Genomic DNA, 15895 nt, shown 5'->3' with positions numbered 1-15895 from the left:
AGGCAACCACAGATATGAAGATGAAAATTGTCAATGTTCAATCCTGGAAAGCGGACCTGAAACTCACGCGCCCTTACACCATTGCATACCAGCGGGTCGACGCGGTCGAGAACCTGTTCGTACGCATCGAAGCGGAGAACGGGCATGTCGGTATCGGTGCCGCATCCCCTTCCGAAGATGTGACCGGGGAGAGTACTCAGGCCTGTGAAATGGGGCTGGCCGACCAGGTGGCGCCGATTCTGATGGGGGCCGACCTGCGCTGCTGCCGCTCCCTGTTGCGCCAATTGGATGTTGCCCTGGCGAAAACCCCGGCCGCCCGCGCTGCCGTGGATATCGCCCTGCACGATCTGGTTGCCGGCAGTCTCGGTCTTCCCCTGGTGGACTTGCTTGGCCGCGTTCATGATGCCATGCCCACCTCCATCACCATCGGTATCCTGCCGCTGGACGAGATGCTTGCCGAGGCGGCCGAGTATATCGGCCGCGGTTTCCGCTGCCTGAAAGTGAAAACAGGCATCAACGTGGAGGAGGATATCGAACGGCTGATCAAGGTCCGCGAGCAGGTGGGGGCTGCGGTGACGATCCGCGTGGACGCCAACCAAGGATACTCCCCTGAGGAATATGGGCGCTTCATCCGTGAAACGACCAAGGCCGATCTTGAATTTGTCGAGCAACCCCTGCCCCGCTCGGATCTGGACGCGATGCGGGTGCTTCCCGAAGCGGTGAGAAAATTCTCCGCTGCCGATGAAAGCCTGATCGGTCCGGATGATGCGCTGACTTGCCTTATCCCTCCCCACCCTTTTGGAATCTTCAACATCAAGCTGATGAAGTGCGGAGGGATTGCTCCGGGGATGGAGATTGCTGCCATGGCCGCTCGGGCCGGCATCGATCTGATGTGGGGCTGCATGGACGAAAGCATCGTCAGCATTGCCGCTGCCCTGCATGTGGCGTTGGCCTCACCGGCCACCCGCTACCTGGACCTGGACGGCAGCCTTGACCTGGCCGTCGATCTCGTGAAAGGCGGCTTCATCCTGGAAAACGGTACCCTGCGGACCACCGCCGACCCCGGGCTGGGGGTGACCTGCATATAGACAATGGCCGGGTGCTTTTTCTCACCTGGGCACCAATCGGACCTTTTGCTACACAGCCAAAAACAGATATGGAATTGACCAAAATGACTTTTTCTACTCGCAGCATGCGGATTTCCAGGGAGACGACGCCATGATGGGAACGGCCATTATCCTGACCCATGGGAGCCTCGCCCAAATTGACGCCAAAACCGCCCACGGGTTGATTCGCGGTACCGAGCGATTCAACATCATCGGGGTCATTGATGGCAACGCGGCCGGCCGGGATGCCGGAGAAGTGCTCGACGGCAAGCCCCGCAACATCCCGGTGTACGATACCATTGAAAACTTTATGCGGGCCACCGGCATCAAACCGGATTATTGCATCATCGGCGTAGCCCTGAGTGGCGGCCGTTTGAACGACGCCTGGCAGGCCCTGCTCATGGACGCCATCCAGCGGGGCATATCCGTGGTCAACGGCATGCACATGCTGCTCGGCGATATTCCGGCCTTTCGGGCGGCAGCCGAAAAATATCAGGTCGAAATCGTAGACATACGGCGGCTTACCCCTTTCGATCAGCGCCATTACTGGTCGGGCCGCATTTTTGAGATGACGGTGCCGCGCCTGGCGGTGCTGGGTGTCGACTGCGCTGTTGGCAAGCGGACCACCTGCCGGCTGCTGCTGGAGGCCTGCCGGCAGAGCGACATCCATGCGGAGATGATCTATACCGGCCAGACCGGCTGGCTCCAGGGCAGTCCCTATGGATTCATCCTGGACGCCACCTTGAACGATTTTGTCAGCGGAGAACTGGAAGCGGCGGTGGTCCGATGTGAAATCGAGGCAGCACCCGATCTGATTCTGATCGAAGGCCAGTCCAGCCTGCAGAACCCCATCGGGCCATGCGGTTCGGAAATGATCAAATCGGCCAATGTCAAAGGGGTCATTCTCCAATACACGCCTTTCAGGAAATACTTTGACGGGGTGGAAGAACTTGGCTGCCGCCTGCCGACCGTCGATGATGAAATCCGCATGATCGAGATGTATGGCTCCCGGGTGGTGGCGATTACCCTGAACGGAGAGGGGGGCACGGCGACGGACTTGGCGACCTTCGCGGGAGAATTGGAGGCACGCATCGGATTGCCGGTGGTCATGCCGCTGGAAGAGGGGTTGGACCGGATCCTGATCGCGGTTCGCCGGTTTATGGTGGCGCACACCGGGTATCCCGACACAACCATACTGAATGCGGCTTGCTGACGACCGGGAAAGGAACTCCATGTTCGATACCATCATAAAAAACGGTCTGGTCATCGACGGAACCGGCGCGCCGGCCTGCAGGGCCGACATCGGTATAAAAAAAGGCATGATCATTGACATTGCCCCGAGCCTTGACGCAGCGGCCGATGAGATCATCGATGCCGCCGGCAGTGCGGTCACTCCCGGTTTCATCGATATACACACCCATTCGGATTTCAGCCTGTACCTGGATCCCCTGGCGGAAAGCAAGGTGTTTCAGGGGGTCACCACAGAGGTGACCGGCAACTGCGGCGGCTCCCCGGCACCGGTTTTGGCCGACCGGCGGGATGACTGCATGGAGTATATGGCCAGCCTGGGGCCGGTCTGTGTTCGCACGATCCCTTCATCGATCTGGAACTGGACCACCCTGGACGCCTTTTGTGACGACCTGCATGCAAAAGGTGTCGCCGTAAATACGGTCCCCCTGGTGGGACACAGTACCCTGCGCAGCAATGTCATGGGCTACGACAACCGGGTGCCTGCGCCCGATGAAATGAAGAAGATGACGCGCCTTCTGGAGATCGAACTGGAAAAGGGCGCTTTCGGCCTTTCCACAGGGCTGATCTACCACCCGGGCGCCTTTGCCACGGTCGATGAGTTGAGCGCACTGGCCGCGGTGGTGGCGGATGCCGACGGGATGTACAGCACCCACATGCGCAGCGAAGGCCGGTTCCTCTGGCCGGCGGTGGAAGAGGCCCTGGCGGTGGCCGCGCGTTCCGGTGTTTCCCTTGAGATATCACACCTGAAATGTGAATCTCCGGAGCGCTGGGGCAGTGCCGGGCGACTGCTGCAACAGATCGACGAGGCTCGCCAAACCGGCTTGCGCATCGATTTCGACCAGTACCCCTATACGGCCTACAATTCCGGCATGCTGGAACTTTTCCCCACCTGGGCCAAGGAAAACGGCACCCGAAAAATGATTGCCGTGCTCAACGATCCCGAACAGCGCAAGGCCGTGGTGGCCGACATGACCACCGCGTGTGCGGACTGGGAGAACCCCATGGACGGGCTTGGCTGGGATCAGATTCTGCTGACCGGGTACGTCACGGCGCAAAACCGGTCGTTGAACGGGTTGAGCGTTGCGGACATGGCTGAAAAGCGGGGACAGCCCCCCTTGGATGCGGCCCTGGATGTCTTTGTTGAAGAAGCGGGCGGCCTGGGCATGATCGTTTTCTCCATGCACGAAAATGACCTGATCACCATCCTCAAGCACCCGGACGGCATGATCGGTTCGGACGGGCGCGCGGTTTCGCCCTCCGGCCCCTTTTCCGCCAGTCCGGTCCATCCACGGTTTTACGGAACCTTTCCGCGGGTGCTGGGCCGCTATGTGCGCGAGAAACAGGTGCTTTCCCTTGAAACGGCGGTGCGCAAGATGACCGGGCTTCCCGCCCGCAAGCTGGGGCTGAAGCGCCGCGGTCTGCTGCGGGCCGGCATGGCGGCGGATATCGTCATTTTCGATCCGCAAACGATCACCGACAACGCCACTTTCGAAGCACCCCACCGGCTGGCTTCGGGAATCAGCCATGTGCTGGTCAATGGGCAGACCGTTATCGACAATGGCCGTCACACCGGCTGCCTTCCCGGACGGCGGCTGCGCCGGGGGGAATAGGGCATCGTTGAAATAATGCAGGAACCTACCGCTAACAACGGAATTCATATTTACGGTACTCAAAAGGAGGTAACAATGAGGAAAATGGTCGGTGGTCTACTTCTGGTCATCCTGTCCGCGGCATTCTTGCTGATACCGGCTTCGGCCATGGCCGAGAAGGTGCTGTACGCAGCTGGAGATCCCAACGAGCTGGGAGTCACCACGTTCAATCCCATCAAGGTGGAACTGAACCACGAAGCCGTGTCCCTGATTTACGACAAACTGGTCGAGTGGGGACTGGATGGAAACTATTATCCCGGTCTGGCCGAGTCCTGGAGCATCAGTGAAGACGGCCTGGTCTGGAAAATGAAACTCAAGCAAGGCGTGACGTTTCATGATGGCTCGCCCTTTAATGCCGAGGTGGCAAAATGGTTTCTCAAAGAGATGGAAACCGGTCCTTCCGCGTATATGGTCGGTGCCATCGATCATGTGGATATCGATGGACCCCACGCGATTACGATCCATCTGCAGCATCCTGAGCCCAACATGCTCTTTAACCTGTCCCAAACCTTCATGGCTGTTCCCAGCATGGAAGCCTATAAAAAATACGGCGAGGATTTCGGCACCAAGTATGTCGTCGGATCGGGACCTTACATGTTCGAATCCTGGTCTCCGGGCGATAAGCTGGTCCTGACCAGGAATCCGAACTACACCTGGGGCCCGGGGTTTGCAAAAAACAAGGGGCCGGCAAAAATAGACAAGGTCGTCTATCGTGACATCAAAGAAGAGTCGACCCGTTTTCTGGAACTGAAAACCGGCAAACTGGATGTCGTTTTCGCTCTGCCGACAATGTTCATCGAAAAGGTGGAACAGGACAAATCGTTGCGGGTGGTTCGGCTGCCCGGCGACCAGCTCTACCACATGGTCATGAACACCCAGTCACCGCCCCTGGATGACCGCCTGGTCCGCAAGGGTATCGCTCTGGCCGTGGATCAGGTCAGTATTACCAAAAACGTCTTCGCCGATGCCGGCAAACCCGCGTTCACATACCTGATCGACGCTTTGCCAGCCAGCAAGATTGCCGAAAAGGACCAGGTCCGGTTCGATCCCGAAGGGGCCAAGGCCGCTCTTGAGGAAGCCGGCTGGACGGTGGGCAAGGACGGTATCCGTGTGGACAAGGATGGTAATCGCCTGACGTTGAAAATGCTGGCCAAGAACGAATCATCCTACCGCCGGACCGCCGAAGTGATCCAGGCACAGCTGGCCGAGGTGGGGGTGGAGGCCAAAATCACCCTTCTTGATCCGAGCACCATCCGGGCACATCTCAAAAACGGGGATCATCAGTTGGTGGTACGCTCCTATGAATGGGAAAACGCAGATATCCTGGAATGGTTTCTCAATTCCACCCGCCTGGGGTATCCCAATGCCGCTTTCTGGCATGATAACGAGTCCGATTACCTTATGCAGAAAGCCATGACGCGATCCCGGTCTCAGCAGGAGCGCATCGACAATTTCAAAGAATACCACACTTATCTTCTCAACCAGTATGTATGGGCACCCATCTATTTGCCGGATACGATTTTCGGTGTCGGCAAACGGCTGGTGCTGTCGGAGGGATGCCTTGATCGGCGGTTTCTGGGCATGGGCGTCTTGGACTATGATTTGAAATAAACAATTACCGGCCAACCATGCCGCCGTTTCCCGCTGATACCCGGCCGGAAGCGGCGGCATGTGACTGCTGAATTTTCTTGGAAATGCGGACGACTATGTGGCGGTATATCCTGCGCCGGGCGCTGCTCCTGATCCCGATTTTTATCGTGATCTCCATGATCATTTTTTCCTTGGTGCACATTGTACCGGGCAATCCCATCGACAATCTCATGGGACCCGGCATGACCAAAGCCCACGAGCAACGCCTGATCGAAAAATATTACCTGGACAGGCCCATCCCCGTGCAGTACCTGATCTGGTTCAGAAACATGATCCACGGCGATCTGGGGCGCTCCATCGTGGAGAAACGGCCGGTTAGCGAACTGTTGATGCATCACCTGCCGTACAGCCTTTCCCTGGGTCTTACCGCCATTGCGATCTCCTTTGTGCTGGGGGTTTCCATGGGCATTGTTTCTGCGGCCAGAAAGAACAGCCTTTGGGATCACATGGCTATGCTGGTGGCCCTGTTCGGGGTGACCATCCCATCGTTCTGGCTCGGATTGATCCTGATTCTGATTTTTGCCGTCTGGCTGACCTGGTTTCCGGTTTCCGGTTCGGGCAGTCTGCTGACCCTGATCCTGCCGGCGGTGACCGTTGGTCTGGGCGGTGCCGGCCTGGTGGCTCGGGTGACCCGGGTCAGTATGCTCGAGGTGGCCTCAAAGGATTTTATCGTTCTTCTGCACGCCAAGGGATTGGGTAAAACGGCCATTTTGCTCAAGCACATCCTCAGAAACGCCCTGATCCCGGTGATCACTATCCTGGGGCTGAGGATCGGCTGGGTGCTGGGCGGGGCGGTGACCGTGGAGATCGTTTTCGGCCGTCCCGGTCTGGGGCAACTGTTGATCACCGGACTCTACCGGCGCGACTATCCGGTGGTGCAAGGGGCCATGCTGCTACTGGCCCTGGGCATCATGCTGGGCACCTTTTTGGCTGATCTGCTGTATGCCTATGCGGATCCGCGGGTAAGGGATCAGCACAAATAGTTGGCGCCCGTCCACCAAAACCGCTGTCCTGTTTCCGGATTGACACGAGTGAAGACTCGGAAGACCCCGAGAACCCTGTGCACTGCTTTCAGGAAATACCATGACCTCCGTTGAACCGTCGGAAAGCGTGGCTCCGCCAATCAACCCCTGGCTACGCCGTCTCAAAAAGATGAAATCGAACAAGGCCGGTGTGGCCGGCATTGTGATCATCTGCATCCTGATCGGCGTGGCCGCCAGTGCCGATATCCTGGCGCCCTATTCATACAAGCAACAGAATCTAACTGAGATGAACCGTGCGCCGTCGATGGCGCACTTCATGGGAACCGATGAATTCGGACGGGATGTGTTCAGCCGGATCATTCACGGATCTCGGATTTCGGTCTATGTGGGGGTGGTTTCCGTGGGCCTGTCCGTGCTGATCGGCGTAATCATCGGCAGCCTTGCCGGATATTACGGCGGGTGGCTGGATCAGTCGCTCTCCATCGTTACCGATCTGACCTGGTCGCTGCCGGAAATTCTGGTGGCCCTTCTGCTGGTGGCCATTGTGGGCGCCGGCCTGGAGTGCGTCATTATCGCCATTGCCCTAACCTATTGGGCTCAGTATGCGCGCTTGATCCGGGGGCAGATTCTGATGCTGAAAACCGAAGTGTATGTGGAGGCCACCCGTTCGCTGGGCGCCACGGATTTCACCATTTTGTTCCGGCATCTGTTCCCCAATGCCATCGCGCCGGTACTGGTGGCTGCCACCATCGGGATCGGGCAGGCCATCGTTCTCGAAGCGACCCTGGGTTTTTTGGGCATGGGTGCCCAGCCGCCCCTGCCCAGCTGGGGCGCCATGATGAGTAACGGCACCGCCTACCTGTTCATCTCGCCGTGGGTAATCGTTTTCCCGGGACTGGCCATGATGGTCACGGTGCTGGGTTTCAATCTTTTCGGTGACGCGCTGGTCGATATTCTGGATATCCGTGAGGACACCAACCGGTAAGGCGATTGGCGGATAAGCATATACCAGGATGCGCAGGATTTTCATTCGTATTCAAGGCGGGCTTTTTTACGCATAGTGGGGCTATGTGTGGAAACGCCCAACGCAGAAGACGGATGAAAAGACAAGCAGGCGGGTATATGCTTTGACAGAAATCGCCTAAGGCCCACGTGCGGGCATGGGTTAAGGCCAGCGCATACAGGACGCCTGGTCCATTAACGACAGGGATCGTTTATCATGACATTACTGCAGGTAGACGGCCTCCGGGTGAAGTTCATGACCCAGGAGGGAAGTGTCGAGCCCCTGGACGGGGTCAGTTTTATGATCGAACCGGGCCAGATACTAGGGCTGGTCGGTGAAACCGGATCGGGAAAATCGGTTACCGCCCAGGCCATCATGGGGCTTCTGCCTTTTCTGAACGGCGAGATCAGCGGCGGCCGGATCTGGTTCAGGGGGCAGGACATGCTGGGCCTTTCCGAGGAACAGTGGCAGAAAATACGGGGCAACCAGATCTCACTGATTTCCCAGAACCCCATGACCTCACTGGATCCGGTATACCGTGTCGGCCACCAGATCGTCGAGGGCATGCGGTTGCACCTTTCGATATCTGCCGCCAAAGCCCGCCAGCGGGCCATCGATCTGATGGCCTCCCTGCAGATTCCCGATGCAGAGCGGGTTTTTCAGCAGTATCCCCACCAGCTTTCCGGCGGGCTGAAGCAGCGCATCGTTATCGCCATGGGCCTGTGTGCCGATCCCCAGCTGCTCATTGCCGATGAACCTACAACGGCTCTGGACGTCACCGTGCAGGCCCAGATTGTGAACCTGTTCAAGGAAACCACCCGCAACCTGGGGGTTGGCCTTCTGCTGATCACCCATGATCTGGGCGTCATCGCCCAGATTTGTGATACCGTGGCTGTGATGTATGCCGGAACCGTTGTCGAGTCCGGTGATGTCAGCTCGGTGTTTGCCTCTCCCCGGCATCCCTATACCCGTTCGCTGCTGGGGTGTATCCCCACGCTTGGCATGTCCAAGGGGGGCTTGATGGCGATCCCGGGAAATGTGCCCAGTGTGCGCACGTTTCCGCAAGGCTGCCGTTTCCATCCACGCTGCTCCGAGCGGCGATCCTGCTGTGCCACTCAGAAACCACGGATGATCCCGCTGGATCATGAAATTCTGGTGGGATGCCTGAAATATGATCCGCAAAGGAGGAATTGCTGGTGAAGCCCCTGGTTCAGGTCCGTCATCTGTCCAAACATTTTCCGGTGACCGCCGGTGTCCTGCATCGGACCATCGGTGCGGTCAAGGCGGTCGACGATGTCTCTTTCGATATCGGCTGCGGCGAAATCCTGGGAATTGTCGGCGAATCTGGATGCGGGAAATCCACTCTGGCCCGTCTGATCCTGCGTCTGGTCGAACCCACCAGCGGGCAAGTGCTGTTTGGCGGTAAAAATGTCAGCCGGCTTGCCAAGGGCGAGTTGCGCCACCTCAGGCGCAAAATGCAGATGGTCTTTCAGGATCCCCACTCCTCACTGGACCCGCGCAACTCCATCTACCGCAGCCTGATCGAGATGTTTCTGATTCAAAAAGTGGACATGACGCCCCAGGCCATTGGCGACCGGATTGCCGAGCTATTGACCATGGTGGGGCTCAAGCTGGAGCATGGCCGGGCATACCCGCACCAGCTCTCTGGCGGGCAGAAGCAGCGGGTGGTTATTGCCCGAGCGCTCTCCCTGCAACCGGAATTTATCGTTCTGGACGAACCCACCGCGGCCCTGGACGTTTCGGTCCAGGCCCAGATTACCCTGCTTCTCCAGAACCTGCGGGACAGCTTTAACATGACCTACCTGTTCATTTCTCACGATCTGGCCCTGGTTGACTATTTCTGCCACCGAATTGTCGTGATGTACCTGGGACGCATCGTGGAAATCTCACCGGCCAATTTTGCCGACCGCACGCCGCGCCACCCGTATACGAAACTACTGATGGACAGTGTTTTCGTGGCCGATCCGAAATTGCGCAAAACCATCGACCATCATAGTGGTGAGGTCTCCGTCGGTGAAAACCTTTACAACGGATGCGTTTTTGAGCCGCGTTGTGCGTATGCCAGGCCCCTATGCCGCCAAGAGGTACCGCCCTTGGTGGAAACGGCGGCCGGAGAGCATGTGGCCTGCCATTTCCCGCTGCGTTAGGCGATTGGCGTCAATCGGCCGATGCCAGACATGCTCCGGTGGAATTGCCTGTACGGGTGGATATCTGGAATATCGGGTCTTTCGAGATAACCCGCTCGATACCGCCAGGAGCCTCTCTTTTTTTTCAAGAGAAATGCACAAGCAAAGGGTTTGTGCATATACTGCACATTGTAAATTACAGACAAACAGGCAAAGAATCACCCTGTATCTTCAAAATATGGCCTAATTATATTGAATCCTATGACATATTCGTAGAATGGACGACAAGTCAAGCATTGGTTAGGCGCCATAATCGATAAAAATCATCTGCGCAATAATTTCCCATTTCCTCATAATTTTACAATAATGTCGGTCCCATTTTTCCCGCAGCATGTTCCATCCATGCCCCGAATTTATCCAAAAGAAAGATCCTGTTCGGCACTATTTTATAAATATACTTTATGATAACAGCCTAATACAATTTTTGGCAGCATTCCAAAACCGAAGTCGATGTCTGGCACGCTGATTGCTTACGAATTACACCCTTTATGCCTCCAACAGTGAACCATGGCATTAAATTTGGCATCTGACGGATTATTTTTTAATAATTTAGATAGTTAATTAACCAACACCACGAAAGGATGTTTCATGAGTAAATTGAAAGTTGATCATATTTTTACTTCCGAATCGGTCAGCGAAGGGCACCCGGACAAACTCTGCGATCAGGTTTCCGATGCGATACTGGATGCCTGTCTCGAGCAGGATCCCCGCAGCAGGGTGGCGTGTGAGACTGCGGTAACCACGGATTTTGTCATCAACCTCGGAGAGATCACCTGCAGCGGTTGGGAGAAAATCGATCCGGAAGCCATCGCTCGAAAGGTCGTTCAAGAGATCGGCTACGATAGAAAAGAACTGCTTTTTTGCCACGACAGTTTCAAATATCAATGCCTCATCCATCCCCAATCCAGCGACATTTCCCAGGGTGTATCTGAGGATGAAGGACTGTTCAAGGAACAGGGTGCAGGCGATCAGGGCATGATGTTCGGCTATGCCACCAACGCCACGCCATCGTTAATGCCCGCACCGATTCATTACAGCCACATGCTTCTGGAGCATTTGCAGAACATTCGAAAGCAGGGGGATATTGACTATCTCCGTCCGGATGCCAAAACTCAGGTGTCCGTGCTGCACGAAAACGGGAAACCCAAGGCCATCACCAATATCGTCATTTCGCATCAGACGGCGGATGTTCCCCTGGAACGAATCCGCAAGGACATGATCGATGTGACCCGTAACCTGCTTGAACCTACCGGTTTGCTGAACAAGGAGACCACCTATTTCGTCAACCCGACAGGTAAGTTCGTCATCGGCGGCCCCCACGGCGACGCGGGCCTCACCGGACGGAAGATAATCGTGGATACATACGGCGGTGTGGGATGCCATGGCGGCGGTGCTTTCAGCGGCAAAGACCCCTCCAAGGTCGACCGGTCGGCGGCCTATTACGCCCGATACGCGGCCAAAAACATTGTTGCCGCCGGCCTGGCGGAAAAATGCGAGATCCAGGTAGCATATGCCATTGGTGTGGCAAAGCCCCTGAGCATCAATATTGACACGTTCGGCACCGGAACGGTGGATGAGGCTGAAATTCAGAGGATTTTGGAAGATGGGTTGGTCTTCGATTTTCGGCCTGCATCCATCGTAAAGGATCTGAAATTAACCGAACCTAAAAATTGGAGCTACCGCCAAACCGCGGTGGCAGGACACTTCGGGCGGGATCTCTTTCCATGGGAACAGACAGACAAAACCGCCGCTCTGCAGGAAGCCCTCGGCGTCCGAGAGCGTCAAGTGGCGTAACAAAACTCCTGGTTCAGTCATTCAGTCCCGCCAATCGATAAGGCCTTTCGGCGCAGCAGGGTACCGGGAAATATGTCCCCTGGTGTGCCCGAAAGGCACCGGATCGATACGGAGGGTAGCGAAAAATAAATTTCTACTCCTCATTCCGTGAAACTTTAAAAGAGAGAGGTACCATGATTTATCCTTATGAACTGGAAGATGGTAAGAACTACCCCAGCAAAGAAGATTTCACGATTAATCATTCCAGGACAACAGGCAGCGGCATTTATGTAAAACGAAATTTCAAGAAGGGGGAGATGGTTGCAAGAATGACCGGGGTTACGGTCCCCTATATTCTTCAGCACACCCTTCAGATTACACCCTGCCTGCATCTCCATGACCCTCACTTTTCAGGGCTTTTGTTACATTCGTGTGATCCGTTGGTATTTTTGGACATGAACAAGCTTGAAATCTGGGCATTGCAGGATATTGAAAAAGGAGATGCGTTGACCATGGATTACGCCTCAACAGAAGACATCTTGTTCAGACAATTTCCTTGTGCCTGTGGCTCGATTAACTGCCGGGGATGGATAACCGGTCGAAAAGAAACGATCAATGAACACGGTAGGAGATATCTTCGAGACCTGGAAAGGAAGTGTGGATGAACCCACAAAAAGATCGTTTGTGGTGGGAAAGAGATGATCTCTGTTACAAAGACGGGCAGTTGTTTTTTTCAGGGAGTTCAATGGCCGATCTGATCGGTTTAACTGGAACACCGGCCTTTTTTTATAGTGGAAGACGGATTTCGCAAAATATCGAGCGGCTGCACAATGCCCTGAGCCAGCTTGACGCGCATAAAATTTATTATGCCATAAAAGCAAACCGGTTTGCCCCGATTCTGACGTCTATTAAAAGCGGGAGGAAATGCGGGGTGGATGTATGTTCTCCCGGTGAATTGTTACATGCGTTTTCCTGCGGCTTTGAGCGCAGCGAAATCTCATACACGGCGAACTCGATGACCAACGACGAACTCCGGTTGCTGGCTAATAATCCCGACGTGGCGTTAAACTGTGACTCGTTAAGCACCATCCGGCGATTGGGCCAGTTCTGCTCCGGTCGCAAAATCGGAATCCGGGTCAACCCGGCTCTGGGTATTGGCTACAGGGACAATGAGACCCTCAGATATAGCGGAGAAAAAACAACCAAGTTCGGCATATACAGGGATCAGTTTGAGGAAGCCTTGCGACTTGCCAGTGAGAATAACTTCATCGTGGATACCATCCATTTCCATACCGGATGCGGGTATCTGAGCAATCAACTGTCCATATTCAACGGGATCCTGGATGAGACCCATTGGTTTGTGGACCAAGTGAAGGACCTGGCGTGCATCAATTTGGGTGGCGGCCTGGGGGTTCCCCATGACAGGGATGATGCACCGCTGGATTTGGATGCCTGGGTTTCTATTATAAAATCCCATTTTGGAAACAAAGGGGTCACCATTTGTGTTGAACCCGGAGATTATATTGCAAAAGACAGCGGACTTCTGGTTTTGGAAGTCAACACCGTCGAGAGAAAGCAAGAAACGGACTTCATAGGAGTCAACGGCGGGTTTAATCTGGCCATCGAGCCTACTTTTTACGGGTTGCCCTGTGAGCCTGTTGTTCTCAAGCAAAAAACAAGCAAGATGAAACCGGTGACGGTCGTGGGCAATATAAACGAGTCGCTGGATGTATGGAAAGACAATTTCCAGATGCCGGACCAAATACAGGAAGGCGACCCACTTGTTTTTATCAATGCGGGTGGATACGCGTCTTCAATGATGTCCAATCACTGTATGCGGGGACAGGTTTCTGAAAACTTCTTATTTTAAAGGTCATTATGGATCTAACAAAAAAAGACAAAAGGCATGTTATTCATCCGTGGTCGGACTTGGGAAGCGATGCCGAACCCATGGTTATTGAATCCGGCAAAGGCGTCCATGTTTTTGATAGTGATGGGAATCGATATCTTGATTCGATATCCGGCATGTGGTGTGTGAATCTGGGGTATGGCAATGAAGAAATGGCAAAAGCGATTTCCGACCAGTGTGTTCAGTTGGCTTATTATACACCATTTGGCGCCATGGCAAGTCCGCCCTCTATCCAATTGGCCCATGAACTCAGCCAATTGACGCCTGGTGACTTAAACTTTTTTCAATTTACCAATAGCGGCTCGACCGCTGTTGAGTCCGCGATTCGATTTGTGCATTACTATTTTAATTGTCTTGGTCAACCTGAAAAAAAACATATTATCTATCGTGAAAACGCCTATCACGGCAGTACCTATCTGACGGCTTCCTTGAATGGCAAAAAATGTGACCGAAGCTATTTTAACTACATTACCGATATTGTTCATTCTACCTCTGATCCCAATCCTTATAAAAAACCCGAGGGAATGAGCATAGAGGACTTTTGCGACCTCAGGGTACGCGAACTAAAGGATAAAATTTTAGAGATCGGGCCGGATAAGGTGGCCTGTTTTATCGCCGAACCGGTGATGGGTTCGGGAGGGGTTATTGTTCCTCCGCCGGGATATCACAAAAAGACATTGGATGTCTGCCGGGAATACGATGTGCTTTATATCTCTGATGAGGTCGTGACCGCCTTTGGAAGACTGGGGCACTATTTTGCATCCGAAGACGTCTTCGGCATCGTTCCCGATATTATTACGGTGGCGAAAGGGATCACATCCGGTTATCAACCCTTGGGTGCGGCAATCATTTCAGACAAGTTGGTCAATCGGATAAGCGGAGAATCCGCAAGTGAGAATTCCTATTACACAAATGGATTTACTTATTCAGGACACCCGGTGACGTGTGCTGCGGCCTTAAAATATCTTGAAATAATGAAGCGCGAAAAAATAAACGATCATGTCCTCGAGGTCGGTTCTCATTTCATGAAGCGTCTGAAAACGTTAAAGGAATTTCCCATCGTCGGTGATGTCAGGGGAGTTTGTTTGATGGCATGTGTGGAATGCGTGGTCTCAGATAATGAAGAAGAGAATATAGCCGTTGCTCAACGAGTGGATGAACATTGCCAGGCAAAAGGTTTAATTGTCAGGCCATATGAAAATTTATGCATATTATCGCCGCCTTTAATTATTGATAAAGCGGGTGCGGATCAAATTGTGGATATTTTAAGAGATAGCATCATTTCAACAATGAACGAAATGGGATAGTGGCAATTGAACAATCGGCGCTGGCAGGGTACAATAACCCCATGCAAGCGCCATCCACTTTTCGGCACGCCCATTTGGCGCGCCTGTTGCTGGTCGTCCTCCTGACCTGGGTTTGGGGCTGTGCCTCTTCCACCCACGGCACGCCATCGACGAAACCGCCCGGAACAATCGGCAAACGGGCGGATTTGCCGACTCCCCATATCCAGACCATCGGCGTCACCATTCAAGTGGGCGCTTTCGCCAGCGAGCGCAATGCTTCGGCCTATGCCCGGCGGTTGCAATCCCAGGGGTTGGACGCCTACCATTTCATCGATACGGACCGTCTGTACAAAGTGCGTTTCGATCGTTTCCCCACCAAGGCAGCTGCCCTGAACCGCGCCCAAAGGCTGCAGTCCGACGGTATTATCGACGTCTACTACATCGTGCGCGCCTTGTTGTACGAGGATATTGCCGGTGCGACACCGCAATTGCAGCATGATTTGATTCAGACGGCACAGCGCTTCATCGGCGTCGAATATCACTGGGGCGGCACCACCGTGGAAACCGGGATGGATTGCAGCGGGTTGATCCAAACGGTCTACCGCCTTAACGGCATCAATCTGCCCCGTACCGCTCGTGAGCAGTATGCCGCCGGTGATCCGGTATCGCGCAACGACCTGGCCAAGGGCGACCTGGTCTTTTTCGATACCAGCCGCTGGGGCAAAATCAACCATGTGGGCATCTATTGCGGCAACAACGCCTTCATTCATGCCCCCGGCAGCGGCAAGCGCATCCAGACGACGTCACTGTCCAAGGCCTATTACAGGAAGCACTTTGCCGGCGCCCGTCGCTATTTTTGATGGGGGACGGCCTGTAATCAGCTTCAGGAGCCCCTTTCTGCCAACGCGCTGATACCCTCTTCTGACTTCATGCCCTGCCGTCACCGATACCACACCCATTTTGCCGTCCCCTATTGATCAGTACCCAATATGAGTTTTTAAGTTTGTTATATGCTACCTCATTCTGTCTTTTCCTGCATGATCGTCGCGCCTTTGTTCATATGGAAATATCGCCTCCA

The 15895-nt window shown here is 54.6% G+C and carries 13 protein-coding genes; all 13 read left to right on the top strand.

The genetic code is table 11. The annotated features are described in order from the left end of the window. The first annotated feature begins 14 nt into the window (after positions 1-14). The 13 genes from GN112_RS27015 to GN112_RS26955 all read left to right on the top strand — a co-directional run bounded on the left by GN112_RS27015 (position 15) and on the right by GN112_RS26955 (position 15677). A complete protein-coding gene (locus GN112_RS27015) occupies positions 15-1088 on the top strand; it encodes a mandelate racemase/muconate lactonizing enzyme family protein (RefSeq protein WP_231717147.1) in 1074 nt (357 codons plus the stop codon). Between the two features lie 130 nt (positions 1089-1218). Beyond that, the gene (locus GN112_RS27010) at positions 1219-2319 is read left to right on the top strand and encodes an N-acetyltransferase DgcN family protein (protein WP_197743419.1); all 1101 of its coding nucleotides are present in this window, start codon (positions 1219-1221) and stop codon (positions 2317-2319) included. Positions 2320-2338: 19 nt separating this feature from the next. Beyond that, positions 2339-3967, top strand: coding sequence for an N-acyl-D-amino-acid deacylase family protein (locus tag GN112_RS27005; protein WP_162459137.1), 1629 nt, complete (start codon positions 2339-2341; stop codon positions 3965-3967). Between the two features lie 75 nt (positions 3968-4042). Continuing rightward, positions 4043-5617, top strand: coding sequence for an ABC transporter substrate-binding protein (locus GN112_RS27000; protein ID WP_162459136.1), 1575 nt, complete (start codon positions 4043-4045; stop codon positions 5615-5617). Between the two features lie 95 nt (positions 5618-5712). After that, complete coding sequence (locus GN112_RS26995) at positions 5713-6639, top strand: ABC transporter permease (RefSeq protein WP_155313005.1); 927 nt, start codon at positions 5713-5715, stop codon at positions 6637-6639. A gap of 100 nt (positions 6640-6739) precedes the next feature. Further along, the gene (locus tag GN112_RS26990; RefSeq protein WP_155313004.1) at positions 6740-7624 is read left to right on the top strand and encodes an ABC transporter permease; all 885 of its coding nucleotides are present in this window, start codon (positions 6740-6742) and stop codon (positions 7622-7624) included. Positions 7625-7858: 234 nt separating this feature from the next. Then, complete coding sequence (locus GN112_RS26985) at positions 7859-8842, top strand: ABC transporter ATP-binding protein (RefSeq protein ID WP_155313003.1); 984 nt, start codon at positions 7859-7861, stop codon at positions 8840-8842. Next, on the top strand, positions 8839-9810 hold the full coding sequence (locus tag GN112_RS26980; RefSeq protein WP_197743418.1) for an ABC transporter ATP-binding protein: 972 nt from the start codon (positions 8839-8841) through the stop codon (positions 9808-9810). Before GN112_RS26985 ends, GN112_RS26980 begins: the two co-directional genes overlap by 4 nt. A gap of 627 nt (positions 9811-10437) precedes the next feature. Further along, positions 10438-11643, top strand: a complete 1206-nt coding sequence (gene metK, locus GN112_RS26975) for a methionine adenosyltransferase (RefSeq protein WP_155313002.1) — start codon at positions 10438-10440, stop codon at positions 11641-11643. 173 nt (positions 11644-11816) lie between these two features. Beyond that, positions 11817-12287, top strand: a complete 471-nt coding sequence (locus GN112_RS26970; RefSeq protein WP_155313001.1) for an SET domain-containing protein-lysine N-methyltransferase — start codon at positions 11817-11819, stop codon at positions 12285-12287. Beyond that, complete coding sequence (locus GN112_RS26965) at positions 12284-13492, top strand: diaminopimelate decarboxylase (RefSeq protein WP_155313000.1); 1209 nt, start codon at positions 12284-12286, stop codon at positions 13490-13492. The genes GN112_RS26970 and GN112_RS26965 overlap by 4 nt, the downstream gene beginning before the upstream one ends. A gap of 8 nt (positions 13493-13500) precedes the next feature. Continuing rightward, a complete protein-coding gene (locus GN112_RS26960; RefSeq protein ID WP_155312999.1) occupies positions 13501-14838 on the top strand; it encodes an aminotransferase in 1338 nt (445 codons plus the stop codon). Next, positions 14838-15677: a C40 family peptidase gene (locus GN112_RS26955; protein WP_155312998.1), complete on the top strand. Its 840-nt coding sequence runs from the start codon at positions 14838-14840 to the stop codon at positions 15675-15677. Before GN112_RS26960 ends, GN112_RS26955 begins: the two co-directional genes overlap by 1 nt. Positions 15678-15895 lie beyond the last annotated feature (218 nt).

The organism is Desulfosarcina ovata subsp. ovata (assembly GCF_009689005.1).
Classification (GTDB): domain Bacteria; phylum Desulfobacterota; class Desulfobacteria; order Desulfobacterales; family Desulfosarcinaceae; genus Desulfosarcina; species Desulfosarcina ovata.
This window is presented reverse-complemented; position numbering and strand designations above follow the sequence as displayed.

Bases quoted from the DNA above. Each gene is read 5' to 3' on its own strand.
- GN112_RS27015 (WP_231717147.1), top strand. From the start codon at position 15: ATGAAGATGAAAATTGTCAATGTTCAATCCTGGAAAGCGGACCTGAAA.
- GN112_RS26960 (WP_155312999.1), top strand. From the start codon at position 13,501: ATGGATCTAACAAAAAAAGACAAAAGGCATGTTATTCATCCGTGGTCG.
- GN112_RS26995 (WP_155313005.1), top strand. From the start codon at position 5,713: ATGTGGCGGTATATCCTGCGCCGGGCGCTGCTCCTGATCCCGATTTTT.
- metK (WP_155313002.1), top strand. From the start codon at position 10,438: ATGAGTAAATTGAAAGTTGATCATATTTTTACTTCCGAATCGGTCAGC.
- GN112_RS26965 (WP_155313000.1), top strand. From the start codon at position 12,284: ATGAACCCACAAAAAGATCGTTTGTGGTGGGAAAGAGATGATCTCTGT.
- GN112_RS27000 (WP_162459136.1), top strand. From the start codon at position 4,043: ATGAGGAAAATGGTCGGTGGTCTACTTCTGGTCATCCTGTCCGCGGCA.
- GN112_RS26970 (WP_155313001.1), top strand. From the start codon at position 11,817: ATGATTTATCCTTATGAACTGGAAGATGGTAAGAACTACCCCAGCAAA.
- GN112_RS27005 (WP_162459137.1), top strand. From the start codon at position 2,339: ATGTTCGATACCATCATAAAAAACGGTCTGGTCATCGACGGAACCGGC.
- GN112_RS27010 (WP_197743419.1), top strand. From the start codon at position 1,219: ATGATGGGAACGGCCATTATCCTGACCCATGGGAGCCTCGCCCAAATT.
- GN112_RS26990 (WP_155313004.1), top strand. From the start codon at position 6,740: ATGACCTCCGTTGAACCGTCGGAAAGCGTGGCTCCGCCAATCAACCCC.
- GN112_RS26985 (WP_155313003.1), top strand. From the start codon at position 7,859: ATGACATTACTGCAGGTAGACGGCCTCCGGGTGAAGTTCATGACCCAG.